Genomic DNA, 25,598 nt, shown 5'->3' with positions numbered 1-25,598 from the left:
TGTATTCCTCTTTATTCTTTTTCCATAATGACAGGGGTTTTTAAACGTAAGATTCTTGGAAAACCAAATTTCATACGTAAATCACGAATCGTTTGTGCAATTTCTTGACGATTATGAACGACAATATTAACGTAGGTTTTGCCATCATGTGGTTGTACCATCTCTACACCAATTTTGGCTTTACGGCACTCGTAAATGAGTTCTGAAATTTGCTCATCGTCTAAATGCATATGTACACATAAATACGCGGTAAAATTTGCATCTGAGTTTTCATCATCATTCCATGTTAAAGGCATAATGCTTTCAGGATGCAGATTTTGTTCATGTAATAAATTATGGCAACGCGTACGATGAACAATCAATCCACGTCTAGAGAGATGTCCTTGAATTGGGTCATCTAAAACAGGATGACAGCAACCTGCATATTTAACGTCAATCCCTTCTGTACCATGAATAAGACGGTGTTCTTCTTCAGGTGTATTGGTGTTAAAGACATGGTTTGCCACAAGTTGAGGTAATAAATCACCTACCGCTACTTGTTCGTATAGTGAATTTTGATCTTCTATATGACGCCACTGTAAAATATTTTGCCAATCTTCTGTATTTAAATCTTCTGTAGAAATATTAAAAAGACTAAAGGCACGATCTAATGCTTGACGACCAATAACTCGTTGCTGTTCAACAGATTGTTCACGTAATAAATTTTGAATGGCACGTCGCGCTTTTTGTGTATTCACAAAACTCAGCCAATCAGGGTTTGGCGTTGCCATCTTGTCTGTAATGACTTCAATCACTTGACCACTTACTAAAGGGGTTGAAAGTGGTTTATGTTCATTATCGATTTTTACCCCAATAGCATGATTACCTAAAAAGAGGCTTGCTGAATAGGCAAAATCTACTGCAGTTGCGCCTTGTGGTAGTTCGTGTAGCTGTCCATGAGGGGTATACACCCAAATTTTTTCTTGATGTAGATAATCTAGTAACTCATTAAATGTCGTTTTAGCACACTCATTGTCCATAAGGGTATTCAAGTTTTTCATAGATGCTTGAATAGCTGAACGACAGGCTTGTGGTGCATTATCGCCAAGCACTACCCCTAAACGTGCAGCCTTACGCATTAATTCTGTTTGAATAGTCAAAGACAGTGTCGTTTCATCTCCTTTGAGCTTTACTTTTAAGGACTGATTGCCACCTGGTAATGGACGACGAATGTTGTCTTTAAAACGTAAAACTTGAAACCCTTCTTGTAAGATATCAACTAAGCGATCGCAGTCGGCAATGGAGGTCAAAATGATATTAAAGTTATGGCTGCGGGTAAGTTCTTCTAAGTTGATTTTGTTTTTTAAGAAATGGCGGAGGAGTTCAATATTATTATTTTTCTTTTTAATGCGACCTTGAATATGATGATCTTGTAACAGTTGATGGAGTTTTTTTTCCCAGACTTGTTGATATTCACATCGCTGAGCACGGGTTTGTTGTAATGCGGTTTGAACTTTATTGAATAAGTCTAAATCAAGATTTTGATAGCAAAGATGTTCTAGATTATCTGCCATTTCATTCATACCTACGATACGTGCCATAGGGACAAATACATCAAACGTTTCTTGTGCAATACGTGCGCGTTTTTCTGGGCGTAGTGATTCTAACGTAGTCATATTATGGTAGCGGTCAGCTAATTTAATAATAATGACACGTGGATCTTGTAAGGTTGCCTGAAAGATTTTACGAAAAGAAGCAGCTTTGTTAAATTCTTTGTCACTTGAGTGGGTCAGTTTAGTTACGCCATCAACCAATTCTGCAACGGTTTTACCAAATTGTTCTGTAATTTGTTCTTTGGTAAAGTCGGTATCTTCAATGACGTCATGTAAAAGTGCAGCCATAAGTGTTTCGGCATCTAAACGCATGTGTGCCAAAATACAAGTGACAGAAATAGGATGCAAAATGTAAGGTTCACCACTTTTACGGGTGATCCCATCATGTGCAAGATCGGCAAAATCGCAGGCAGCCAGCACACGTTCAACGTCTATTTCATTTAAATAAACGTCAATAATCATTTTTAACTGTTGTTTCGCTTGGCTGACAACTTCACCTGGCATATAAACACCTTTACGTTGAATGACAGAATATTATTACTCTAATGAAAAGCATTCTAAAGTTATTGTCAAATTTTCTGTTAAAAAAAAGTAAGAAAATTTCAATAAGGATGATCTTTTAAACCAATATTGGGTTTAAGTTGAACAAAAAAAAGCCTAGCAACAGACTAGGCTTTTTTTAAACTTAAATTTAGAAAGAAAAACCATCTAAATTCAAGTTGTTTGCAGAAAGTGCCATATCAAGATTAGATGTTTGATAATCTTGATCACGCTGTTTCAAAATGTCTTTATTCACATGACCTTCTGCAATTTCACGTAGCGCAACAACGGTTGGTTTGTCATTATCCCACTCAACAGTAGGTTCCATACCTTGGCGTGATAATTGGCGCGCACGTTTACTTGCCACAAGAACCAATTCAAAACGGTTGTCTACATGGTCTAAACAATCTTCAACAGTTACGCGTGCCATAACAAATCTCTTAAAATAAGTTAAATTTAACTAGACTGTGCAGTATAAAATGCTTTAAGCACAGACTCAAGTTTTAATCACGGACGTAACAAATCTTGAATTAATGCCTCATGACGTGCTGCTTGTTGTCTAATACGCAGGCGATTTGCATGAATTACAGATTCTAAATCATGTAATGCTTTATTAAAGTCATCGTTGATAATGACATAATCAAAGTTTACATATTGTTGCATATCTTCAATTGCACAGCTTAAACGGTGCTCAATCACTTCAACCGAGTCTGTACCACGGTTTGATAAACGCTGACGTAAATCGTATTGGCTTGGCGGTAAAATAAAAATTTGTTTTGATTCTGGGAACAGTTTACGAACTTGTTGGGCACCTTGCCAATCAATTTCAAGTAAAACATCATGTCCTTGAGCGAGCTGTTCTTTTACCGTTTTTTGTGATGTGCCGTAATAATTTCCAAACACTTCGGCATATTCAATAAAACCGTTTTCTTGTACTTGTGCAAGAAAGTTCTCTTTAGTGGTAAAATGATAATGAACGCCGTCTAATTCACCTGTACGCTGTCCACGCGTGGTATGTGACACAGAAACATGAAGATTAGTCACACGTTCGAGCAGGGCTTTAACTAAAGAAGTTTTGCCTGTTCCTGATGCAGCAGAAACGACAAACAATAGACCCGACATGATATTTTCCTGATATGTTAAAATATCTTCTCTATTTTAAAGTACCGCGCATCTAAACTGAATACTTTATTTTGTTCAACCGAGGAATTTATGGAAATTGTATTGGCAAATCCACGAGGTTTTTGTGCTGGCGTCGATCGTGCCATTGCGATTGTGAACCGTGCACTTGAATGTTTTGAACATCCAATCTATGTGCGTCATGAGGTTGTGCATAATAAATTCGTAGTCGATGATTTGCGTCAACGTGGTGCAATTTTTGTAGAAGAACTGGATGAAGTACCTGATGATAATATTGTTATTTTTAGTGCGCATGGGGTGTCTAAAGCGGTACAAAATGAAGCTGCACGCCGTAAGTTAAAAGTATTTGATGCTACTTGTCCTTTAGTCACTAAAGTTCACATTGAAGTAACCAAATATGCGCGCGAAGGACGTGAAGCTATTTTGATTGGACATCATGGACACCCCGAAGTAGAAGGAACAATGGGGCAATATGATACATCTTATGGTGGTAAGATTTATTTAGTTGAAGATGAGCAAGATGTTTTAAATTTACAGGTGACAGACCCTGAACATGTGGCGTTTGTAACGCAAACCACCCTTTCTATTGATGATACTGCCAAAGTAATTGAAGCATTACGTGAAAAGTTCCCTAAAATTGAAGGGCCACGTAAAGATGATATTTGCTATGCCACTCAAAACCGTCAAGATGCTGTACGTGATTTAGCAACTCAAGCAGATGTTGTGCTAGTCGTAGGGTCACCAAATTCTTCAAATTCAAATCGTTTACGTGAGCTTGCCGAGCGTATGCAAAAATCTGCATATTTAGTAGACAATGCCGATCAGTTACAAAAACAATGGTTTAGCTCTAATAGTAAAATTGGGGTAACAGCGGGTGCTTCTGCACCTGAAATTTTAATTAAACAAGTAATACAACGCTTGCAAGAGTGGGGTGCAACAATCCCCCAAGAGTTAGCAGGGCGTGAAGAAAATATTACGTTTAGTTTACCTAAAGAATTGAGAATTCCAGTCACTCAGGCTTAATAAAAAACAAAAAACAGGTGAAGTTCATCTGTTTTTTGCTACTTTTTGTCCTTTTTTTATTGCTTTTATGTACTATAAAATTATAATTCTTAACAAGATAAAATGTGGTTTGGGGTAAGTTGAAATGCAGTCAGTCAAAGGTTTTACATTAGTTGAACTTATGGTGACGATTGCAATTTTAGCAATCATTGCAACAATAGCAGCCCCCTCTTTTACAACCATGATGCAAAATCAAAGGTTAAATGCAAGTACGGAATCTTTAGTCACAACTTTAGAAGAAGCACGAAGCGAAGCTGTGCTTACACATCAAAACTATATAGTAGGATTAAATTCTGCGGCGACAGCACCAAATATCAGCTGGACATCGCCTAATGATACAGTTATTGGCACCATTACAGATACATCTAATAATAAACCTATTAATCAAATTACCTATACACGAGTAGGTACACCTAACATCAATGTCGTTATTGTTTTAACAAATTCAAATAAGTCGAAAAGAATTACAGTTTCGCCTTTAGGAAATATTACAGTTTCATAAAAAAAATGTTAATGAGTAAGTGGAATGAAGAGCCAACAAGGGGTTGGGCTAGTAGAAGTTTTAGTTGCACTTTTATTGGTATCAATAGCAGTTTTGGGATTTGTTGCATTGCAGTATCGGGCAGCAGAAGCAGGTAATGAAGCATCTAGTCGCGTTATTGCCAGCGAAATCGCACGTGATATTGCAGAAAAGATAAGAATTAATGGTTCTAAAAATGCAATTAAAATTTACACACAGCAAACGACAGATACATCATCAAAAAATTGTAATACGGAAACATGTACCGATATACAAAAGGCACGTTTTGATTTAAGTGAGAGTCAGGCTTATGCTGCGAATTTAGGTATGCAAGTTGCAGTGAATGAATGTCCAAATACACCTAACCAAAGAAGATGCATTTATGTTGCTTGGGATAAAACGGATACAACAAATATGGGAGCGTCAAGCTGTACCGAAACGGTAGGAAATACTTTTCATTACCGTGCTGGCTCTACATGTATTGTCATGGAGGTAATGTAATGCAACCTCAACGCGGTTATACTTTAGTAGAGCTTATGGTAGCACTTGTCTTGGGATTATTGCTTACTGCTGCAAGCCTGATGATTTTTTTATCAACTTCTCAAACTTATAGTGCACAAAAAGCAAATTCAGAAATAGAAAAAAACGGCGGAACAGGTCTAAATTATATTATTCATAAGTTTCGTTTGATTGCTTCTAATGGGGGTATCGTTGCCCATTCGTTAAGTACAACAGAATCTACAACTTCAAATGTAAATAATGACGAAATTACAATTACTTATACTGTAAGCCAAGATCGGTTTGATGCCAATCGAGCACATAATCAAAATGGTGATGGATCACAATTGATGACATGTGATGGTCGTATTTTGAATGCAAATGATAATGTTAGAGAGCGTTACTTTGTACAAAATGGCGGAATTTTTTGTCAATCAACTTTAAATAATCAATTATCCGCCGGGACGCAAATTGTACCTAATGTTGATTATTTTCATGTTGTTCTGATTACTCAAGATAATAATTCAAATTTTAGAAAAACAAACTTGGCAGGTGTTAATGGCGAGGCAATTGTTGGTCTACAAATGGGTGTTATCTTACATTCTGATAGTGCAATACAAGGGGCAACCTATCTTAATAATACAAATATTGTAAATGTTATTGATCAAAATATACAGTTAAGACAAATAGCTACACATAATTTAAAGCAACTTTTTGTACAAACAATTGCATTACGGCAGTAACTTGGGGAAGTTATGATGAAAATAAATACACAGCGAGGAGCAACATTAATCGTTGTACTAATTGTATTGCTTCTGGTGTTAATAGTTTGTACGGTTGCGGTTAGAAAGAGTGTAGGTTCTTTAAAAATTGCAACAAGTGAACAAGCACAAGATCTAACTTTTCAAAGTTCTGAAGCATATTTATTAAGACTTAATAATTTAACTACGACTGAGCAAATTTATAATGCCAGTGTATTTGGTTTAGTCGGATACACCACTCAAGATAGCAACATAGGTCATGAAGTTACTTTTTGTTATGACCAAAATATGACAAGTTCTTTTGATCCACAACAGGTGGGTGTGAATACAAATGTAGTTGTAGGTACAAATCCAAATACCAATTTAATTGCAACACAAAAACTAATAAAAGGATTTTGTAACAATCAATTTACAAGTGGTCGTAACGCAGTAATGACTCAGGTCTATTTAAAGTCGACAGCGCAAAATATTTTTGCAGGTTTTACAGATGGTACAGATAGCGAATCGGTATCTAAACCTGTGTCTGTACGTATTCATGTTATTTCAGTTATTCCTGCACTTGCATCTAATTCAGATCATATTCCTGAATGTTTGAGTAATTATCCTGCAAATTTTGATGATAGTTTAGGTGCAAATACAGTTGTAGATTGTTTGAAATTTTATCGCATCCCTTACAGCTCACAAGTTTCTGATTATAAGCAAGAAAATAGTTTAACGAGTACGCAATAATGCCAAATAAATTTAAAAAAAATATCATTAGTTTATGTATATTAATGGCTTGTGCAACAAGTTACGCTTCTAATGAAACAGAAATTTATACCAAACCAACTCAGGGTAAAAAAACATTATTAATGATGTTGGAAAGCTCCTCTGCCATGGATGATGATGGAAATACAGCAAAGCGTTCTATTGCACAAGATTATCCAACAAGTTGTAATGGGGCGAGCCTTGCTGCAATGTTGCGGTTAAATCTAGATAAATATTATTCCAAACAAGTACTTTTAGAAAAAGAAGAAAATAATCTAAAAACAGTGATTGAGCGTTCTACATTTGCTCAGAACTTTCCTTATTGCAAATTATTAGATCACGATCTTAAAGACAGTGAAATTGTAGATGGTGCTGGTTATAGCCGTATGGACCGTATGAAGCTCGCTATGTCACGTTTACTTGGGTCTAATGATGTCTCTTCTGATATTGTTATGGGCTTAGGACAATTTTCTACGCACTCCAATGCGCAATATGCCAATGACTATACAACTGATAAAAAAGGTTGGCAGGATACTATTAACAATATTATAGCTGAACCAAACAAATATGCAGATGGGGTAAGTAAAGAAACATATCCTCAGTTTTATCCCGGTTATCAAAGCTTTTATAGCCGAGTAGCAAAGTTGGCAGGCTATGGACACATTAGTGGTAATGATATTTCAGCAAAAATTCTGCTACCTGCTAAAGCATTAGATAATAGCCAACGTTATAAGGAACGTGTTGCTGTTACAGCCATGGAAAGTGGCGGTGCCGCTCCAATTGCAAGTGCTTTAGCAGAATCGGGTGCTTATATGCTTGGAACAACGACGTTAAATACTGATGGTACAAGTCCAATTCCGACAGATCCTGACTGGGCAAAAATTGTAGAAGCTTTTGCAATTACAGATCAAAACTATTCACCAAATGGCAATACAGAAGGTCCTTATACTTATAGTGGTTTTGCTGAATCTAATAGTGATGCAAAAACAGGCTCTAAATACAAATCACCTATTGATGAGACAGGGCAATGCAATACAAATGGCATATTCTTAGTCACTAATGGCATACCATCTGAAACACCACGCGATGTTGCACAACAAATGATGCGTAATGCTTTAAATGATCAAAGCTTTACTTGCGATGATGATCAAGCACCGATTGTTGCTACAAAAAAATTACATTGGTTACGATTAAATGAGAGCGATTCAGGAAAAAATGTAAATGCCGACTATGGCTGGACGTGTATGGCAAAATTTGCCAAGCAGTTACGTGCAAAAGATCAGAATATTAAATTGGCAGTTGCTGGGTTTGGTAAAAACTTCATGCCTTATTTAGAAAGTGATAAATCTATAATTAAGGACGGAAAAACATATTATGACTGTAAGTCAATTAAAGCAGGTTCATTTCCATATACACCTTACGGAACAACAACTCCGCAAACTTATACCATTAAACCCGAAGAGGTACAGGATATTAAAAATGCTTGTTACTTAGGTAATTATGGTAGTGGCTTTGGCGAGGGAGGATTATATCCTGTTGTAAGTGAATATGATTTGAGTAATGCTGCCCAAAAATTTCTTGAAAAGCTGACTGACAATCTGACTATATCGGTTGGGCTTGCAAGTACATCTGTGGATACACTCAATACCACACAAAAAATGAGCCAAGTTTATTTTACAATGTTTAAACCAGACGTAAATGGCACAGGAGGTGCAGGGGTAGGTTTATGGTTAGGTAACATTAAAAAATATATGATTGTGGATAATATTTATAAAGATAAGAACAATCAAAAAGTTTTTGACGATGACGGTATTTTTAATAGTACACAAGATTATTGGAATACGTCTGGTACTGATGATACGGCAGATCCTTTTACAGGTGGTGCATTGTCTCATTTACCTATCAAAAAGAATCGTAGTATTTACTTACAAGATAATTCTGAATTAAAAAAATTAGATGTAGATCAGCTTAAAGATAAGGATACAACAGATAACAGATATTTGCTTAATTTGCTTGGTTATAATGTTCCAATTACAGGGGATTATGACTTAAGTACAGCGAGTGATTTACAGCAAATGGGTGCAAGTATTTATTCAAAACCTGTATTTTTTACAACACAAGCGAGTTTTTCAGATGGCAGCTATAGCGACAGATTAGATTATCTGTTATTTGGTACAAAACAGGGTCTTATACAGATTGTAAATGCAGATAACGGTAAAGAAGTACTCGCATTCTTACCTCAAGATATTGTCAATGATCAAAAAAAATCATTTGTTGCAAAAGCAAATCAAACTAGTCTTCCCAATTATGAAGGGTTAGATGCTCCATGGACAGTTTATACATCGTACACATCTGAGTCGCTTAATCACGTACGTGCTTCTACTTTATATGCTTATGGCGGAATGCGCCGTGGTGGTGGTAGTTACTACGGATTAGATTTATCAGATAATTCTGATGGGATTAAACCTAAATTTATGTTTCAAACTGCGGGTCGCCCTGAAATGGGAGGAAGCTGGTCTAAACCAACCATTGGTAAAATTAAGTGGAAGGGTAAAGAGCAGTTGGTGATGATTGTGGGTGGGGGATATGATAGTGCTTATGATGATCCAAATTATAATCCAACAACATCGAAAGGAAATGGGGTATATATTTTTGCCGCAGAGTCATCTAATTCTGTTGAAGCAGGTGAGTTATTATGGTGGGCAAGTAGTGTTGCAGATGGCAAAGATAACAAAAGTAAAATTGTTACTGATTTAAAATATAGTGTAGTTAGTCAAATCAAAGCGATTGATCGTGATTCAGATGGATTTATAGACAATCTGTATTTTGGTGATTTAGGTGGACAACTATTCCGCGTGGATATTGATAATTCAAGTTCAGGAAAAGACAGTACTCCTAATATTGCCGTACCTAATGTTGTTACATTGGCATCTTTTCAAGAAAGTAATAAGGTAGCTCCTCGTTTTTATACAATGCCAACGTTTACAGTGACTAAAATTGATGGCATATATCACGCAGTAGTGAGTATTGGTTCTGGAGATGTGAGTTCACCTGCACGTTATATTACTGATGAAAAAGCAACAACTGATAAAGTATATGCAATCTTTGACAAAGACATCACTAAGGCAGCACTGTTTAATAAGACATTAGAACAACTTACCACTAAAAATCTTAATTTAACTGGCTTATTAAAAATTGGCTCTACAAGTTTTGCTGATAATATAAAATTAGACAACGCATTAGGTTGGTATGATAATCTTGGGAATACATCAATAACTCAAAATAAAGTATTACAAAATTATGAAGCACTAAATAATACACTTTATACTACCTATTATGACACTATGGATGCTGGGACACATACGACTTGTAAAGCGGGCATTAAAGGTAAAACACATGTTAAAACATATTGTTTACCTTATGGTTCTGACTGTAGCTATGGTGGGGTGTATACCCAAAACGCAACAGTTGTTGGTGTTGGTGTACAATCCTTAGTAATGGGCGGCTATAAAGATGCAGATGGCAATAACATATTAGCTCCTGTTTTGCCAAGTTCATCTTCTAATTTATTGGCAAAGCAACGTACAACATTGTCATTTACAAGCACGCAGTGGTATGAAGAATAAATAGCGTGATAAGAGAAAGTGAGTTATTTCACTTTCTTCTTTGACTTATAAATTTACATCAGCTTCTATTGTATTTAATAATAAAATACGGCTAAAATTTAAATTTATTATTTTCTCCTTAATCATATTTTAAATGTGATTTTTATATTATTTTGCTTTTTTGGGGTAGTATTATGTATTTTAAAAAACAAAGTATGACCAGATTTAATCTCCTTTCTACTTTATATTTACAGCTAACATATAGTCATAAAAGAATAATAATATTATGAAAATAATTTTTAGTATTCCAATCGTTTTTTTAAAAAAGATACTGCAAAAAAAAACTTTTGAAGAATTTTTACTTTTTCTTTATCAAGAAAAATACGTGAAAATTATCAACATAGCTGTTCTTTTGATTATTAAAAATACATTTTATGTCATTCTTTTTTTGCTTATATCTTTTATAAAGCAACTAAGACTTTGCTTTGCCAATCATAATCTACCTTTTTCTGATGAAATTTCAATACGCTCTTTAGATCAACGAGAAGTAATTGAAAGTACAGAGGGCTACACTGCATGATAAAACAAAAGGGTGTAGGTTTAATTGAAATTTTAGTTGTAATTTTTCTACTTGCAGTGGGGGTTTTAGGTTTTGTGACTTTGCAGTATCGGGCAGTTACAGCAACAGCTGAGGCTACAAACCGTGTACAGGCAATTAGTTTAGCTAGAGATTTATCAGAAAAAATACGTATTAATAATAGTACAACTGCCATTGAAAGTTATAAGACAAATCTACAAAGTCAATCGACACAGATAACAACTTCATATGAATGTTATACAAACTATTGTTCCCCCGCGACAAAAGCACAATTTGATATTCACCAAACTTATGTAGAAGCAAGTCGTTTAGGAATGCGTATACAAATGCAAACCTGTCCATCAACTTCAAATGGTCGTCAATGTATTTATATTGCATGGGATAAAACTGATCCAACTAATAATACACCTACAACAACAGGGAATATTGCGTGTACAAAAAGTACAGCTAATAGTTTTAGCTATAATGACGATTCAACTTGTGTTGTGATGGAGACCTATTAATGACATCTACTCAACAGGGGTTTACGCTAGTAGAGCTAATGATTTCACTAGTTTTAGGGCTTATTATTGTTGCAGCAGCAATGATGTTATTTTTATCTGGACAAAAGAGTCTTGCTTTACAAAAAGGTTCAGGTGATATCCAAGAAAATGCAAATTTTGCACTTAATTACATTACAAAAGATATTCGAATGGCAAATCTTGATAATTCAACGGCAACTATGAATAGTAATACCGCTAATAGTGGAATTGTCTTATCAAAAAACAATATAACAGGTGCAACATCTCAAACACCAATAAGTGCTAGTACTGTTAGTAATACATCAAATGTAAATATAGGAAGTGATCAACTCGTTATTCAGTATAGACCGACACAAACGCAAGTGGATGAGGGCCTATTTGATTGTGAAGGAACTCAAATAACGAGTACATCTACGATTGTTTTACAAAAGTATTTTGTACGTAGAGATGCAGCTGTTGCAACAAATGAAAATACAGATACCGCATTAGCGTTAGCGTGCGCTGCAGGACGCTCAAATAACCTTGCAAGTTTTGAGCAAAATAGCGGACAAATTGTAATGAAGCGAGTGGATTACTTCCATGTTCTTTTAGTTGTAGAAAATAGTGCGGGAAATCTTAGAGATATTACGATTAAAGATTATATTGCTGATACTTCTCATCCAAGAATTTTAGGTGTGAAATTAGGCATTTTAGCTCGATCATCACAAACATTAGGTTCTGATGCGACTATTAATCTTGCGCAGCCATTTTCTGTATTAGACCAATCAGTCACTTTGAATAGCACAATTCAATCTAATAATAATAAAAGTTTAAGAGAGGTAATTTTACAGACAGTAGCCGTTCGTAATGGGTTAGGAGATCGGTAATGATACAATCTCAAAGGGGTGCAACTTTATTTATTGTACTGATAATTTTACTCTTTATGACTGTAATTGGAGCTTTAGCTATACGTTATAGTATTGTTTCTCTTGATATTGCAACCGGTGCACAGGCACAACAATTGATGTTCCAAAATTCAGATGTGGCTGTATTTAGTGTAGAAGATGTTAATAAGCTTAAAGCTGAACTGACAGGAAGTGGGATGTTTGGTTATATCCGGACAGCAAATAATAAAGGTAAAGAAATTGTATTTTGCTATAAGGGTAAAAACGAAAATTTATTTACGCTAACTAATGCCAGTATTATGAAATGGGAAAATGGTGCAAGTGCACCAAATGGTAAGGAAATTGGCGTTGCTGGATATTGTAATCCAACAAGTAGCACAAATGATTATACAAGTGGTCGACAAGCTGTTATGACACAAATCTCTGTACAGTTTGCAACGACAAGTAGTTCAGATGATGTACCTTTTGGTGGTATGCCAGAGGGTACTGATGCTACTTCAGGAAAGGTAGTTGAAGCAGAAAAAGTAATTGTTCATGCCGTTTCATTTATGCCTCAACTATCTGCAGCATCTAAATCAGATATTTATAATTGTTTGTCCACACATATGAATAGTCCTGAGGTACCAGCAGGTGTAGTAGCCACAGCTAGTGCAAGTAGTAGTGTTGTAAAGTGTCTTAATGATTTGAGCGTACCTTTTATAGCACATATATCTGAATACAATTTAGTACAAAATCTTAAAGGTACAAGTTAAGGATAAAATGATGATGAATTTATTAAATAAAGTAAAAAGAAAAAGTTATCATTTTGGACAGGTTGTACTGATATTAGGTTTAGCGACTACCGTATCAAATGCAAGTGATATTGAAATTTATAAGAAAGCAACAGCAGGTTCAACTACACTCATGCTGTTATTGGATATATCCGGAAGTATGGGTACATCTAGTATTAAAACAGACTATAATTTATCAAGTTGCTCATCTGGAACAGATACTGCATCTGGAGGATATACTCGAAGCTACTGCAAAATAGCAAGTAGAACAGCAAGCAATGATATTAAAGAACAATGTACTTTATCGGGCTCAAATTATTACTGCTATTCACGTATAGATCGTTTGAAAGATGGTGTATTTGACTTATTAAATGGTAATACTGAAAAAAGTATTGCTGCTCTATCAGATGAAAAAGTTATTGGATTGGCTAGTTTGGGTGTTTATGATACTACATATCATAATACTGGGGCCGTACTAGTACCTGCACGTGCTTTGAGCACAGTCTTAAGTACAGGAATAACGCAACGACAAGCTATTTTAAACAAAGTAAAAACTTTCTCTGCTACAACGAACACACCAACAGCACAATCTTATACTGAGGTTGGTTCATATATGTTGGGAACAACTACAGCAGAACGAAATGATTTACAAGCATATTTTGTAGCTAGTAGTTCTAGATATAGTGGATACTATAAAATATGCTTAGAGTGGAATAACTCAACATGTACAACATGGAGTCCTTCTGGTAACTCTTGGTATACTGGATTTTCTAATACTTCTAGTCATACTAAAGGGACGAGTACAACCTTAAATAATTTAGCTGGTAACTATTATATTGGTGTCAACCCTTACAGTGGTTTTCCTTATTCTGCATCAGAGACAAAAAATACTGCCCAAAATGCTTATATGTCACCATTAAGTACAAATTCGACGCAATGTAGTGGACAAGGCATCTATGTACTAACAGATGGTGAACCGAATGTTTCTAGTACCTCAATTGCCAAAGGATTAATGCAAACAGCATTAACAAGCACATATAGTAATAATTTAACATGTAATGGCGGGTTGTTAGCATCAGGAGATAGTGAGACAGGTTGGTCTTGTATTGGAGATTTTTCACAGTTATTACGTAATCGAACAGTTTCTGGTTCTACAACTACTAATAAAATGAATCCACTTGGTCTGGATATTAAAACAGCAGTAGTAGGTTTTGGAAGTAGTTTTAATGGCATTACATCTTATGATCGTGCTTTAACACAGACAAAAAATATTGAAAATATTAACTCATCTTCTGCAGATGAAAATGTAAAAAATGCAGCTAAATTAGGTGTCTATGGAGGTGGTGGTTGGTATTCTGGTAGTAGTTCTGAAGATGTAGTTAAAAGTGTTAATAACTTTATTACAAATTTAACGACAGATATTCCAGCAGTAACAACGGGTGCATCTTATATTCCGACAGATGCACTTAATCCAAGTGTAGTACAAAATTATGCTTATTCAGCACAATTTCAACCTACACCTGCAGAGATTTATCAGTTGTGGGCAGGTAACTTAAAAAAATATAATGTAGTAGATGGTTATATTAAAGATATCCAAAATAACGATATTGTAGATAGTACAGGTACTTATGTAACTAATTATGATATCTGGTCGCAAAATGCTGAAACAGCCTTAAAAGAAACAGGTGGTGTAAAAGGTGTTTTACCTATTGGTACAACGTCAGACATTGCTAATCGTAAGCTATTAACAAATCGCAATACTTCGGGGATAAAGACCGATACTAAACTTAATCAAATCGGCGCTAACTACGTAACAAATACAACAGATACTGATCGTGGTTATTTACTTTCTTTACTTGGATATAGTATTACTGATCCAAGTAATACAAGTACATTGCCAACAAGTATTAGCCAACTGTCAAGTCTTGCCTCGTTAAGACAAGTTGGTGCTGTTATGCACTCTACACCAATCTTACTGACTCAATCAGGTAAAATTACAACAACGAATGGTGTTACGACAACATCGAATCGTGATGACCATATTTTATTTGGAACAACTCAAGGTGTTTTATCTGTAGTAAATGCGAAAAATGGTTTAGAAGATTTTGCGTTTGTTCCAAATGAATTGATTACAAACCAAAAAAGTGCATTTTTAACAAATACGGCTACTCATGGTTTTAGTAGTTCAACCTATCAACCACTGTATTACGGTATAGATGGCGCTTGGACGTCTTATACAAATTACGTTGTAAAAGCAGATGGTTCTTTAACCGTAGGAACATCAGATATTGCTGGTTCATCTGCTAGTGGAATGCAAATGGTATATGGTGGATTACGTATGGGAGGACGTAGCTATTATGCTTTAAATCTTCAAGATATTAGCAAGCCTCAGATCGCGTTTCATATTGACCCTAATACTAAAACTGTATTTTGTAATAGCGAATCTCAAGTCTGTACAAACACTAAAAAAGTCTATAAAGAACTTGCTTTTATGGGACAGAGTTGGTCAAAACCAAGTATTGGTTGGGTGAAATGGAAAGGAGCTAAACGCCTAGTAATGTTTGTAGGAGGAGGATATGATGCAGGTGGCGACAATGGAGATGGTTCATTTAGTTCTACAACAGGTGAGCGCACTGCATTTTCAGGCTATGAAGATGAATATTCACAGAACAACAAGATAGGCTCTGGCGTTTATATGTTTGATGCTCAAACAGGTGATTTACTTTGGTGGGCAGGTGCTAATGCAACAAGTACAAATACAACATCTGGTGTACAGTACACGACTTCAAACAATATGCAATATAGCGTGGTAAGTGAAATTAAAACGGTAGATCGTAACTCGGACGGTCTAATTGATCATTTATATTTTGGTGATTTAGGTGGACAGGTTTGGCGAGTAGATTTAAATAACAGCTTGACCTCTACTACGGATACATCACTATTTTCAAAAACACCTGTGAGACTTTTAAATTTAAATAATGGTAAATATAGCCCACGCTTTTATGAAACACCTGCATTTTCAACTTATAGTGAAAATGGAGCAAAATTTGGCGTACTTAGTATAGGAAGTGGTAACAAAAGCTCGCCATTATTTAATACGTCTGATACTAATTATAAAAATGATGCAATTTATAATATTTACGATAAAGATGTAGCACTTACTTCATTATTTACCATAAGCAATTCTGCGTATACTTTAGATTATAGTAAAGGCAATTTAAATACCCAAGATGTTGTATTAAATAAATTAGGAAAACTTTCATCAAATACAAACACAACATCCTTTGCACCGTATGCAAATTATGCTGGTTGGTATTATGTTTTTGCTTCCTCTTCAATTCAAGATGAAAAACTAATTAATGCAACGCCGACAGTACTAGATTCAGACTTATATGTAACTACATTTGATGGCAGTAAAGATGGATCTTCTGGAAATTGTGGCTCTGGTGTTAAGGGTCAAACTTACACTACTCAATTTTGTATGCCTTATGGTGTTTGTTCAAGCTCTGGTTCAAGCTCAAAATTTTTATCTCATGTAGCAATTGGTGCCGGTATTGTGGCGCCGAGTGTTGGTTCTACAGATTCAGATGGTACAACTCGAGTTCTTATAACCTCTACAGGCAAGGGCGGAGGAGCACAAGGTGATTCTAAATCTTATACATCAAATTTAGAATTAGTCTCTAAGCGTTGGTATGAGACAATGAAATAATAGGAAATAAGAATGCAATCTCGAGGATTTACACTGATAGAACTTATGATCGTTGTCGTAATTGTTGCAATTATTGCAGCGATTGCGATTCCAAGTTACCAAGAATATATACGACGTACGCATATGTCAGAAGCAATGCAAGAAATACAACGTCTTTCTGTATTGTTAGAGCGGTATAAAGCACGTAACTTTAATTATTTAAATTTTCCTACAGCCTCATCAACCGTAGCAGCGAACTCTACATTTCCTTATACTATTACGATTGTTGATCCATTGGCTAATAATGTTTCGTTAAGTGATGCTAATGCATTGGGGAGAACATGGGCAATCCAAGCAACAACGACTGACCCTAAAAACTTTACATTATTATTAACAAGTACAGGTGTGCGTTGTAAAAATACAACTGCTGCGAATGTGACATATTCAGGTTGTGGTACAGGTTCGGAGAGTTGGTAAATGAAAAATGGTTTTACACTGATAGAACTTATGATCACAGTTGCAATTATTGGAATACTTGCTGCAATTGCTTATCCATCTTATCAAGAATATATAATTCGCACACATCGCGCAGATGTACAGGCGGAATTATTGCGTCTTGCTGGAGAGTTACAAAAATATAAAACAGTGAATCATAGTTATGCAAATGCAACTTTAGAGGGTGTGGGTGGCGATGCTAACTTTCCTACTCAAGGTACAACCTACTATGCTATTGCATTAGCTGTTGGTAACAATAATACAGACTATACATTAACTGCTACACCTCAAAATAGCCAAAACGGTAATGGAATAGTTGTGTTAAACGATGAAGGGCAAAAATGTTGGAGTAAAGGTGCAACAACGTGCCCTGTATCTGCAACATCAACTTGGGATAATTAAAACTAATTTTCTACAACTCAAATTTTGATCTTTCCCTTAAGGCGAATATATCGTAAAATATCCGCCTTTTTAGGTTCAACCGAATTTAAAAAGTTTTTCTAACATGTGAGAGTATTAACATGGTCGTAATTCGTCTAGCACGCGGTGGTGCTAAAAAACGTCCGTTCTACCAAGTTGTGGTAACTGATAGCCGCAATGCACGTGATGGTCGTTTCATCGAACGTATTGGTTTCTTTAACCCAACTGCACAAGGTCAAGCGGAAAAAATCCGTTTAGACGCAGACCGTTATGCACACTGGGTTGCTCAAGGTGCTCAACCGTCTGAACGTGTTGCTTCTTTAGCTGCTCAAGCTAAAAAAGCTGTAGCTGCTGCATAATCGTAGTAGGTAACCCATGACACCAACACAGAATGTGCCTGAAGATCGTATCCAGATTGGACAGCTACGTTCAGCTTATGGACTGAATGGGTGGCTCTGGGTTTATTCCAATACAGAACCAATGAGCAACATATTTGACTATCTACCTTGGTATATTGAAACCAAAACAGGTTGGCAAATTGCAGATGTAAAACGTTGGAAACCGCATGGCAAAGGCTTAGTTGTTTCGCTAAAAGGTGCAATAGATCGCACAGCAGCGGAAAATTTAGTTGGCGCTAATATTTGGATTTCAAAATCGCAACTTCCTCAAGCAGGTGTGGACGAGTTTTACTGGTCAGATTTAAAAGGTTTAACAGTGTTAGGTCTAGATGAATCTGAACAAGAAGTAAATCTTGGTAAAATCCATGAGTTGTTTGAAACAGGTGCTAATGATGTGATGGTGGTTCGCGCAACACCAAACAGCATTGACTCTGAAGAGCGAATGATTCCATGGCATAAAGATGTGGTACAACGCGTTGATTTAGAAGCTGGTCGTATCTACGTAAATTGGGGCGTAGACTTTTAGGTAAAGGACTCTGCGATGTTTTTTGCAGTTATTACGCTTTTTCCTGAAATGTTTGAAGCGATTACAGCCTACGGAATTAGCGGGCGTGCGGCAAAGCGTGACATAGTACAAGTAAATTGTATTAATCCACGAGACTTTGCTGAGGGAAACTACAAAAGAGTGGATGAACGTCCATTTGGTGGTGGTCCTGGTATGGTAATGATGGCTGAGCCTTTGGCAAAAGCAATCCAACATGCTAAAAAACTTGCTTTGCAAGCAGGGTGTACTCAAGTACCTGTGGTGTATATGTCACCTCAAGGGAAAACTTTGAATGAGCCTGCAGTACAAAACTTTGTTAATTACGACGGGTTAATTGTATTGTGTGGACGTTATGAGGGCATTGATGAGCGTTTAATTCAAACCTATGTGGATCAAGAGTGGTCAATAGGCGATTACGTTTTATCAGGCGGGGAATTACCTGCAATGGTGTTATTAGACAGTATTATTCGTCGTTTGCCGAATACGATGTCTGATGAACAATCAGCACAGCAAGATTCTTTTGTGGATGGTTTATTAGACTGCCCACAATATACAAAGCCTGACCATTTTGAAGGGTTGGATGTGCCTGAAATTTTAAAATCGGGACATCATGCCAATATTGAGAAATGGCGTTTTTTGCAGCGTTATCAACGTACGCTTGCACGTCGACCAGAGTTGGTTGAACAAGCTACATTGACTAAACAGCAAGAAAAATGGCTAAAAGATTTAAACAGATAGGCTCTTTACTTACAATTTCGTAGTGAAGGGAAAGATAAACGGGTCGATACGCGTTAAAGCCTCTATCCCCAGCGGTATTCACCGCATTTATTGGAGATTCCCACAATGAGTGGTAAACATCCTTTAGTACAAGCTGTTGAAAATGCACAGTTAAAATCAGATATTCCTGCTTTTGCACCAGGTGACACAGTTGTTGTTCAAGTAAAAGTAAAAGAAGGTGAGCGTGAGCGTCTTCAAGCATTTGAAGGTGTGGTAATCGCGAAGAAAAACCGTGGCTTGAACTCTGCTTTCACTGTTCGCAAAATCTCTAGCGGTGTTGGTGTTGAGCGTGTATTCCAAACTCACTCTCCAATCGTTGCTAAAATTGAAGTTAAACGTCGTGGTGATGTACGCCGTGCGAAACTTTACTACTTACGTGAGCGTTCAGGTAAATCTGCGCGTATCCGTGAGAAGTTACCAGCACGTAAAGCTTAATTATTTAAGTGATACAAAAAATGCGTCCTATTGGGCGCATTTTTACATTTGAAATTTATGACTAAAATAATGAAAATAAATAAGAAAAATGGAAAAGCTTAATTATTTTGCTAATATGCCTATTATTGTAAATTTTATATTTTTTAAATATGGCTGGTCAAAAGCAAAAAATTCAACGTCGCCCTGTTCATGGGGTTTTTCTCTTAAATAAACCTTTAGATATCAGTTCCAATGGTGCATTACAGCGGGTGCGTTGGTTATTTCGTGCAGAAAAAGCAGGACATACAGGGGCATTAGACCCACTTGCGACAGGTTTATTGCCTATTTGTTTGGGTGAAGCAACAAAGTTTTCTCATTATCTTTTAGATTCGGTAAAGCGTTATCAAACTACTGTCAAACTTGGACAAACCACCACAACGGGTGATGTAGAGGGTGATATTTTACAAGAACGCATTGTGCCTGAACTAACTCAAGAAAAAATTGAACAAGTGCTTGCTCAGTTCCGTGGCGATATTTTACAAGTTCCACCGATGTATTCTGCACTCAAAAAGCATGGTAAACCACTATATGAGTTGGCACGTCAAGGTATTGTGATTGAACGTGAACCACGTCCTATTCAAATTTTAGATCTCACTTTAACAAGTTTTACATCCAATAGCTTAACGCTTGATGTGACGTGTTCTAAAGGAACTTATATTCGTGTATTGGGTGAAGATATTGGCGAAGCATTGGGTTGTGGCGGGCACTTGAGTGCTTTACATCGTATAGCAACAGGGCATTTTGATTTAATTCCTGAATATACCATTGAGCAATTAGAAAGCTTAACGGAACAAGAAAGAGAAGCATTGTTATTGCCTGTATATGCACCTGTTGAGCATTTACCACGTGTCCAAATTCCTGAGGGACGTACGAAGTATTTTTGTAATGGTTTAGAAAGCAATATTGATCATCAAGCTGAAGAACAAGTGTTGGTATTTGATGGTGAAAAATGTTTAGGACTTGCACATATCACAGATAAAAAGCGACTTGTACCCAAAAGGGTTTTAAATTTAGATAATTAAGGATATAACAAACATGGATGTTTTAACGCTATTAACCTTAGTTGGATTCGCTTTTGCAGCAGGTGCAATTGATGCAGCAGTGGGCGGAGGTGGGCTGATTCAAATTCCAGGCTTGATGAGTACACTGCCTCAGGTATCGACTGCTACTGTGATTGGTACAAACAAGCTTTCTTCAATTTTTGGCACAGGCTCTGCTGCACTGACGTTTTTTAAGCGTGTAAAACTGCCATGGGTGTTATTAGCTGTAATCGCAGGTTGTGCTTTAGTCAGCTCATTTGCAGGTGCTGCATGTTTGTCTTTAATTCCCCAATCTTTTTTAAGACCTTTTGTATTTGTAATGCTGATAGTGATTGCGCTTTATACATTTATGAAAAAAAGCTTTGGTCAATCACATACTCAACTTGTTGTAACCCCTAAAATGTTAGTTCTTGCGGGTTTAGGGAGCTTAGCTATTGGGTTTTATGATGGTATTTTTGGTCCAGGTACGGGCAGTTTTTTTATTTTCTTTTTTATTCGATTTTTAGGTGTCGATTTTATTCATGCCTCGGCACTGTCTAAAATTGGCAACTTTATGACTAATTTTGCAGCGCTCAGTTTTTTAATTCCAACAGGGCATGTATTGCTTGGAATTGGCTTAACCATGGCAGTTGCCAATGTGGTTGGTTCTATTGTGGGTGTACGTGTGGCGTTAAAATACGGCAGTGGATTTGTTAGAATTATTTTTTTAGTACTCGTGACTATTTTAATTATAAGAATTGGCTATCAAATGTTTTTTTAAAAAAAGCACTCTATAAAGAGTGCTTTTGTTGTTTTAGTTTAGCTTCGATTTTTAGCTTGGCACGATGTGTTGAATAAGTACAACCAATAGATGCCACAATAATGGTTGCAAGTGCTAACCACTGCGACCAAAGTAAATGCTCTTGTAAAAAAAATACACCTGAAATAGCAGCAACTACAGGATCTAGGCTGGTTAATGTACCAAATACTAAAGGTGGTAAACGTTTAAGTACAATAATCTCTAAGGCAAATGGTAAGGCACTGGCTAAAACAGCTAATGCGCCAAAGTACATTAGTGATGTTGGCTCAAAAGCATTGAGAAATTGCCCTGTTTGGATTGCAAATGGAATAAGGACTAAAGTCCCAATAAACATTCCTAAAGCAACAGTATGATTACCAGAAACGCCAGAGCTTTTTTGTCCAGACAAGATATAACCTGCCCAACATGCCCCTGCACCTAACGCATAGAAAATACCAACAAAGTCGAGTGATGAGCTTGCTTCTTCAAATGGAAACAGCATTGCCATACCTACAATAGCAAGACCTACCCAAATTAAATCAATGCGTTGTTTCGCATGGCACAGTGCAACCGTAAGCGGTCCAATGAACTCAAACGAAACGGCAATACCCAAAGGTAAACGTTGTAAAGACAGGTAAAATAATCCATTCATGCCTGCAAGCGCTAAGCCGTAAACTATAATGGTTTTCCATTGCACTTTTTTAAAGTTGATTTGCCAAATCCGACCAATAAAGGCAAGAATTGTTGCACCCAACATCAAGCGCATTGTGGCAACCACAAGCACCTCATGTGACTGAAATAAAACTTTTGCTAAAGAGCCACTTGATTGCACACTTATAATGGCAACCAGCAGCATCAAAATCGCATTAAGAAAAGAACGATCTTTATTGGTGTTCATAAGCCTCTTTTTAAACCATGAAAAAAAGCCACAACCGCATGGCTATGGCTTTTAAAATTTAGACTAAATTAATGAATTAGAACAAAACACGCACACGGATTGTTCCGTCTACTAATTGTAAAGTATCTAATGCATCAGAAGATGCAGATGCGTCTACATCCATCACAAGGTAACCCACATCACCTTTGGTCATTAAACTTTGACCCGAAATGTTGATGTGATTGTCACTAAATAAGGTGTTAATTTTAGATAATACACCTGGCACATTTTTGTGAATGTGAAGTAAGCGGTGCTTACCTGCTGTAAGTGGCATTGCAATTTCAGGGAAGTTTACAGCAGAAAGTGTTAAACCTTGGTCTGAATATGCTACAAATTTTTCAGCAACTTCTAAACCAATGTTTGCTTGTGCTTCCATCGTAGAACCACCTACATGTGGTGTTAGAATAACATTATCTAACCCACGTAAAGGCGATACAAATTCTTCATTGTTACCTTTTGGTTCTTTAGGGAATACATCAATGGCAGCACCTGCCAAATGTTTAGACTGAATTGCTTCTGCTAAATCTTCAATCACAACACATGTACCACGTGCAGCGTTAATGAAAATAGCACTTTCTTTCATTTGCGCAAACTGTTCTTTGGTAAAGAAATTGCGTGTAGAAGGTAAGTCAGGCACATGTAATGATACCACATCAGCTTGCGCCAATAAGTCATTTAATGAACCAACTTGGCGTGCGTTACCCATTGGAAGTTTTGTGACAGTATCATAGTAAATAACATGCATACCTAAACTTTCTGCTAATACAGAAAGTTGAGAGCCAATAGAGCCGTAACCGACAATACCAAGTGTTTTACCGCGTGTTTCAAATGAACCCACCGCACTTTTTTGCCAGCCACCACGGTGGCAAACAGCTGATTTTTCAGGTACGCCACGTAGAAGTAAAATAAGTTCTGCAAGTACAAGTTCTGCAACCGAGCGGGTATTAGAATAAGGTGCGTTAAATACAGGAATACCACGTTGCATTGCAGCATCTAAATCAACTTGGTTGGTTCCAATACAAAAACAACCCACAGCAATCAATTTATTTGCATGTGCAAATACATCTTCGGTTAGCTGTGTACGTGAACGAATACCAATAAAATGCGCGTCCTTAACTGCTTCTTTTAAAGCATCTCCCTCTAGAGCGGTCTTGTGAGACTCGATGTTTGTGTACCCTGCTGCGTTAAGTGTATCAATCGCATTTTGGTGTACTCCTTCGAGTAACAAGAAACGAATTTTATCCTTAGGAAGAGAAAGATGTTGGCTCATTACGGCTCCCTACAAAGGCCAATTGTTAGTCGCAGTATGATAACATAATGATCAACAACTTGTTTATTTCTTGTCAGGTTTGCAAAATGAATGCTGCTGTAACATTACCAAAGGATTTACTGACTCAATTGAACGACTTACTAGGTGAAGATCGTGTGAAAACAGACACAGATAGCCTAGTGCATTGGGGGAAAGATTACACTAAACACTTTGATCCCAATCCCTCTGTTGTTGTATTTCCATCTACCACAGAACAAGTTCAATGCATTGTAAAATTGGCAAATGAATTTAATATTGCTATTACACCATCGGGTGGGCGTACAGGTTTATCGGCTGGTGCTGTTGCCTCTAATGGTGAGATTGTGGTGAGCATGGATAAGATGAATCAAATCTTAGATTTTTATCCTGCTGATCGTATGGTTCGTATTCAATCGGGTGTTGTGACTGAACAGCTGCAAACCTATGCACAGCAACATGATATGTATTATCCCGTTGATTTTGCATCGGCAGGTTCAAGCCAAATGGGCGGTAACATTAGTACCAATGCAGGTGGTATTAAAGTGATTCGTTATGGCATGACCCGTAATTGGGTGTTGGGCTTGACGGTGGTGACAGGTAAAGGTGATATTCTGCATTTAAATAAGGGCATGATGAAAAATGCAACAGGTTATGCATTACAGCATTTATTTATTGGTGCAGAAGGTACATTGGGCTTAATTACCGAAGCAGAAATTAAATTAGAACGTGCGCCACAAGATTTACAAGTAATGGTATTGGGTGTCCCTGATTTTGATGCGGTAATGCCATTGTTACATGCATTTCAAAGTAAAATTGATTTAACGGCATTTGAGTTCTTTGGTGAGCTGGCTATGCAAAAAGTGCTTGATCATGGGCATGTCCAACGTCCATTTGATACCGAGTGCCCGTTTTATGTATTGCTTGAGTTTGAAGCACCTTACGAGCCAATTATGGACAAAGCCATGGAAGTGTTTGAACACTGTATGGAAGAGGGTTGGGTACTTGATGGTGTAATGAGCCAAAGTCTAGAACAAGTTGAAAGTTTATGGCGTTTACGTGAGGATATTTCTGAATCTATTACGCCATTTACGCCGTATAAAAATGATATTTCTGTATTAATTACTCATGTTCCTGCTTTTATTAAAGATATTGAAGCAATTGTGGCAGACAACTATCCCGACTTTGAGATTTGTTGGTTTGGGCATATTGGTGATGGTAATTTACACTTAAATATTCTAAAACCTGAAAGCCTTAGCAAAGATGAGTTCTTTGAAAAATGTCAGGTCGTGAATAAGCATGTGTTTGATACAGTGAAAAAATATAATGGTTCTATCTCGGCTGAGCATGGTGTGGGAATGACCAAAAAGCCTTATTTAGAATATACAAAATCGGCAGAAGAGATTGCGTATATGAAAGCACTTAAGCAGGTATTTGACCCAAATAAAATTATGAACCCAGGTAAATTGTTTGACTAAAGTTCAGTAAAAAGCACATCACTTGATGTGCTTTTTTTGTTATATT

Annotated in this window: 25 protein-coding genes; 20 read left to right on the top strand and 5 right to left on the bottom strand. The window is 36.6% G+C overall.

Annotation, left to right across the window (positions count from 1 at the left end):
• Positions 1-11 precede the first annotated feature (11 nt).
• The 3 genes from PCI70_RS02580 to gmk all read right to left on the bottom strand — a co-directional run bounded on the left by PCI70_RS02580 (position 12) and on the right by gmk (position 3,254).
• Positions 12-2,096 (bottom strand): RelA/SpoT family protein, encoded by a 2,085-nt coding sequence (locus PCI70_RS02580; protein WP_269913794.1) that lies wholly within the window; start codon positions 2,094-2,096, stop codon positions 12-14.
• Positions 2,097-2,283: 187 nt separating this feature from the next.
• Positions 2,284-2,562 (bottom strand): DNA-directed RNA polymerase subunit omega, encoded by a 279-nt coding sequence (rpoZ, locus tag PCI70_RS02575; protein WP_269913793.1) that lies wholly within the window; start codon positions 2,560-2,562, stop codon positions 2,284-2,286.
• Between the two features lie 77 nt (positions 2,563-2,639).
• Positions 2,640-3,254, bottom strand: a complete 615-nt coding sequence (gene gmk / locus PCI70_RS02570) for a guanylate kinase (RefSeq protein WP_269913792.1) — start codon at positions 3,252-3,254, stop codon at positions 2,640-2,642.
• Positions 3,255-3,344: 90 nt separating this feature from the next.
• On the opposite strand from gmk, the gene ispH reads away from it, so the two are divergent.
• The 19 genes from ispH (at position 3,345) to PCI70_RS02475 (ending at position 21,834) form a co-directional block, all read left to right on the top strand.
• Positions 3,345-4,295, top strand: a complete 951-nt coding sequence (gene ispH, locus PCI70_RS02565) for a 4-hydroxy-3-methylbut-2-enyl diphosphate reductase (RefSeq protein WP_269913791.1) — start codon at positions 3,345-3,347, stop codon at positions 4,293-4,295.
• A gap of 124 nt (positions 4,296-4,419) precedes the next feature.
• Positions 4,420-4,836: a GspH/FimT family pseudopilin gene (locus PCI70_RS02560; protein WP_269913790.1), complete on the top strand. Its 417-nt coding sequence runs from the start codon at positions 4,420-4,422 to the stop codon at positions 4,834-4,836.
• A 24-nt stretch (positions 4,837-4,860) separates the two neighbouring features.
• Positions 4,861-5,355: a type IV pilus modification protein PilV gene (pilV, locus tag PCI70_RS02555; protein WP_269913789.1), complete on the top strand. Its 495-nt coding sequence runs from the start codon at positions 4,861-4,863 to the stop codon at positions 5,353-5,355.
• The gene (locus tag PCI70_RS02550) at positions 5,355-6,095 is read left to right on the top strand and encodes a PilW family protein (RefSeq protein WP_269913788.1); all 741 of its coding nucleotides are present in this window, start codon (positions 5,355-5,357) and stop codon (positions 6,093-6,095) included. Before pilV (PCI70_RS02555) ends, PCI70_RS02550 begins: the two co-directional genes overlap by 1 nt.
• 12 nt (positions 6,096-6,107) lie before the next feature.
• Entirely contained in the window at positions 6,108-6,842 is a 735-nt protein-coding gene (locus tag PCI70_RS02545) for a hypothetical protein (protein WP_269913787.1), read from the top strand.
• 44 nt (positions 6,843-6,886) lie between these two features.
• Positions 6,887-10,486, top strand: coding sequence for a PilC/PilY family type IV pilus protein (locus PCI70_RS02540; protein WP_269913786.1), 3,600 nt, complete (start codon positions 6,887-6,889; stop codon positions 10,484-10,486).
• A gap of 265 nt (positions 10,487-10,751) precedes the next feature.
• Positions 10,752-11,045, top strand: a complete 294-nt coding sequence (locus PCI70_RS02535; RefSeq protein WP_269913785.1) for a hypothetical protein — start codon at positions 10,752-10,754, stop codon at positions 11,043-11,045.
• Positions 11,042-11,566 carry a type IV pilus modification protein PilV gene (gene pilV, locus PCI70_RS02530; RefSeq protein WP_269913784.1) on the top strand — a complete coding sequence of 175 codons (525 nt, stop codon included), beginning with the start codon at positions 11,042-11,044 and terminating at the stop codon, positions 11,564-11,566. The genes PCI70_RS02535 and pilV (PCI70_RS02530) overlap by 4 nt, the downstream gene beginning before the upstream one ends.
• Positions 11,566-12,450, top strand: a complete 885-nt coding sequence (locus PCI70_RS02525) for a prepilin-type N-terminal cleavage/methylation domain-containing protein (RefSeq protein ID WP_269913783.1) — start codon at positions 11,566-11,568, stop codon at positions 12,448-12,450. Before pilV (PCI70_RS02530) ends, PCI70_RS02525 begins: the two co-directional genes overlap by 1 nt.
• Complete coding sequence (locus tag PCI70_RS02520) at positions 12,450-13,220, top strand: pilus assembly PilX family protein (protein WP_269913782.1); 771 nt, start codon at positions 12,450-12,452, stop codon at positions 13,218-13,220. The genes PCI70_RS02525 and PCI70_RS02520 overlap by 1 nt, the downstream gene beginning before the upstream one ends.
• Positions 13,221-13,398: 178 nt before the next feature.
• Positions 13,399-16,947 carry a pilus assembly protein PilY gene (locus PCI70_RS02515; protein WP_269913781.1) on the top strand — a complete coding sequence of 1,183 codons (3,549 nt, stop codon included), beginning with the start codon at positions 13,399-13,401 and terminating at the stop codon, positions 16,945-16,947.
• Between the two features lie 12 nt (positions 16,948-16,959).
• Positions 16,960-17,403 (top strand): type IV pilin protein, encoded by a 444-nt coding sequence (locus PCI70_RS02510; protein ID WP_269913780.1) that lies wholly within the window; start codon positions 16,960-16,962, stop codon positions 17,401-17,403.
• Complete coding sequence (locus tag PCI70_RS02505; RefSeq protein ID WP_269913779.1) at positions 17,404-17,823, top strand: type IV pilin protein; 420 nt, start codon at positions 17,404-17,406, stop codon at positions 17,821-17,823.
• Positions 17,824-17,942: 119 nt separating this feature from the next.
• On the top strand, positions 17,943-18,200 hold the full coding sequence (gene rpsP / locus PCI70_RS02500) for a 30S ribosomal protein S16 (RefSeq protein WP_269913778.1): 258 nt from the start codon (positions 17,943-17,945) through the stop codon (positions 18,198-18,200).
• 16 nt (positions 18,201-18,216) lie between these two features.
• Positions 18,217-18,765, top strand: a complete 549-nt coding sequence (gene rimM, locus PCI70_RS02495; protein WP_269913777.1) for a ribosome maturation factor RimM — start codon at positions 18,217-18,219, stop codon at positions 18,763-18,765.
• 15 nt (positions 18,766-18,780) lie between these two features.
• Positions 18,781-19,521, top strand: a complete 741-nt coding sequence (gene trmD, locus PCI70_RS02490; RefSeq protein WP_269913776.1) for a tRNA (guanosine(37)-N1)-methyltransferase TrmD — start codon at positions 18,781-18,783, stop codon at positions 19,519-19,521.
• Between the two features lie 105 nt (positions 19,522-19,626).
• Positions 19,627-19,995 (top strand): 50S ribosomal protein L19, encoded by a 369-nt coding sequence (gene rplS / locus PCI70_RS02485; RefSeq protein WP_269913775.1) that lies wholly within the window; start codon positions 19,627-19,629, stop codon positions 19,993-19,995.
• Positions 19,996-20,144: 149 nt separating this feature from the next.
• Entirely contained in the window at positions 20,145-21,056 is a 912-nt protein-coding gene (truB, locus tag PCI70_RS02480; protein ID WP_269913774.1) for a tRNA pseudouridine(55) synthase TruB, read from the top strand.
• Between the two features lie 13 nt (positions 21,057-21,069).
• On the top strand, positions 21,070-21,834 hold the full coding sequence (locus PCI70_RS02475; RefSeq protein WP_269913773.1) for a sulfite exporter TauE/SafE family protein: 765 nt from the start codon (positions 21,070-21,072) through the stop codon (positions 21,832-21,834).
• 10 nt (positions 21,835-21,844) lie between these two features.
• On the opposite strand, the gene PCI70_RS02470 is transcribed toward PCI70_RS02475, so the two are convergent.
• Complete coding sequence (locus PCI70_RS02470; RefSeq protein WP_269913772.1) at positions 21,845-22,750, bottom strand: EamA family transporter; 906 nt, start codon at positions 22,748-22,750, stop codon at positions 21,845-21,847.
• A 76-nt stretch (positions 22,751-22,826) separates the two neighbouring features.
• On the bottom strand, positions 22,827-24,059 hold the full coding sequence (gene serA, locus PCI70_RS02465; RefSeq protein WP_269913771.1) for a phosphoglycerate dehydrogenase: 1,233 nt from the start codon (positions 24,057-24,059) through the stop codon (positions 22,827-22,829).
• 86 nt (positions 24,060-24,145) lie between these two features.
• Here serA and PCI70_RS02460 point away from each other — a divergent pair, with 86 nt between their 5' ends.
• A complete protein-coding gene (locus tag PCI70_RS02460; RefSeq protein ID WP_269913770.1) occupies positions 24,146-25,552 on the top strand; it encodes an FAD-binding oxidoreductase in 1,407 nt (468 codons plus the stop codon).
• The last annotated feature ends 46 nt before the right edge of the window (positions 25,553-25,598 follow it).

It is taken from the genome of Acinetobacter sp. HY1485 (assembly GCF_027568475.1).
Taxonomy (GTDB): domain Bacteria; phylum Pseudomonadota; class Gammaproteobacteria; order Pseudomonadales; family Moraxellaceae; genus Acinetobacter.
Note: the sequence above shows the minus strand (reverse complement) of the source record. Positions and strands in the feature narration are given on the sequence as shown.

Excerpts from the sequence above, each read along its gene's own strand:
- PCI70_RS02580 (WP_269913794.1), bottom strand. The coding sequence starts at position 2,096 with ATGCCAGGTGAAGTTGTCAGCCAAGCGAAACAACAGTTAAAAATGATT.
- rpoZ (WP_269913793.1), bottom strand. The coding sequence starts at position 2,562 with ATGGCACGCGTAACTGTTGAAGATTGTTTAGACCATGTAGACAACCGT.
- gmk (WP_269913792.1), bottom strand. The coding sequence starts at position 3,254 with ATGTCGGGTCTATTGTTTGTCGTTTCTGCTGCATCAGGAACAGGCAAA.
- ispH (WP_269913791.1), top strand. The coding sequence starts at position 3,345 with ATGGAAATTGTATTGGCAAATCCACGAGGTTTTTGTGCTGGCGTCGAT.
- PCI70_RS02560 (WP_269913790.1), top strand. The coding sequence starts at position 4,420 with ATGCAGTCAGTCAAAGGTTTTACATTAGTTGAACTTATGGTGACGATT.
- pilV (WP_269913789.1), top strand. The coding sequence starts at position 4,861 with ATGAAGAGCCAACAAGGGGTTGGGCTAGTAGAAGTTTTAGTTGCACTT.
- PCI70_RS02550 (WP_269913788.1), top strand. The coding sequence starts at position 5,355 with ATGCAACCTCAACGCGGTTATACTTTAGTAGAGCTTATGGTAGCACTT.
- PCI70_RS02545 (WP_269913787.1), top strand. The coding sequence starts at position 6,108 with ATGATGAAAATAAATACACAGCGAGGAGCAACATTAATCGTTGTACTA.
- PCI70_RS02540 (WP_269913786.1), top strand. The coding sequence starts at position 6,887 with ATGGCTTGTGCAACAAGTTACGCTTCTAATGAAACAGAAATTTATACC.
- PCI70_RS02535 (WP_269913785.1), top strand. The coding sequence starts at position 10,752 with ATGAAAATAATTTTTAGTATTCCAATCGTTTTTTTAAAAAAGATACTG.
- pilV (WP_269913784.1), top strand. The coding sequence starts at position 11,042 with ATGATAAAACAAAAGGGTGTAGGTTTAATTGAAATTTTAGTTGTAATT.
- PCI70_RS02525 (WP_269913783.1), top strand. The coding sequence starts at position 11,566 with ATGACATCTACTCAACAGGGGTTTACGCTAGTAGAGCTAATGATTTCA.
- PCI70_RS02520 (WP_269913782.1), top strand. The coding sequence starts at position 12,450 with ATGATACAATCTCAAAGGGGTGCAACTTTATTTATTGTACTGATAATT.
- PCI70_RS02515 (WP_269913781.1), top strand. The coding sequence starts at position 13,399 with ATGGGTACATCTAGTATTAAAACAGACTATAATTTATCAAGTTGCTCA.
- PCI70_RS02510 (WP_269913780.1), top strand. The coding sequence starts at position 16,960 with ATGCAATCTCGAGGATTTACACTGATAGAACTTATGATCGTTGTCGTA.
- PCI70_RS02505 (WP_269913779.1), top strand. The coding sequence starts at position 17,404 with ATGAAAAATGGTTTTACACTGATAGAACTTATGATCACAGTTGCAATT.
- rpsP (WP_269913778.1), top strand. The coding sequence starts at position 17,943 with ATGGTCGTAATTCGTCTAGCACGCGGTGGTGCTAAAAAACGTCCGTTC.
- rimM (WP_269913777.1), top strand. The coding sequence starts at position 18,217 with ATGACACCAACACAGAATGTGCCTGAAGATCGTATCCAGATTGGACAG.
- trmD (WP_269913776.1), top strand. The coding sequence starts at position 18,781 with ATGTTTTTTGCAGTTATTACGCTTTTTCCTGAAATGTTTGAAGCGATT.
- rplS (WP_269913775.1), top strand. The coding sequence starts at position 19,627 with ATGAGTGGTAAACATCCTTTAGTACAAGCTGTTGAAAATGCACAGTTA.
- truB (WP_269913774.1), top strand. The coding sequence starts at position 20,145 with ATGGCTGGTCAAAAGCAAAAAATTCAACGTCGCCCTGTTCATGGGGTT.
- PCI70_RS02475 (WP_269913773.1), top strand. The coding sequence starts at position 21,070 with ATGGATGTTTTAACGCTATTAACCTTAGTTGGATTCGCTTTTGCAGCA.
- PCI70_RS02470 (WP_269913772.1), bottom strand. The coding sequence starts at position 22,750 with ATGAACACCAATAAAGATCGTTCTTTTCTTAATGCGATTTTGATGCTG.
- serA (WP_269913771.1), bottom strand. The coding sequence starts at position 24,059 with ATGAGCCAACATCTTTCTCTTCCTAAGGATAAAATTCGTTTCTTGTTA.
- PCI70_RS02460 (WP_269913770.1), top strand. The coding sequence starts at position 24,146 with ATGAATGCTGCTGTAACATTACCAAAGGATTTACTGACTCAATTGAAC.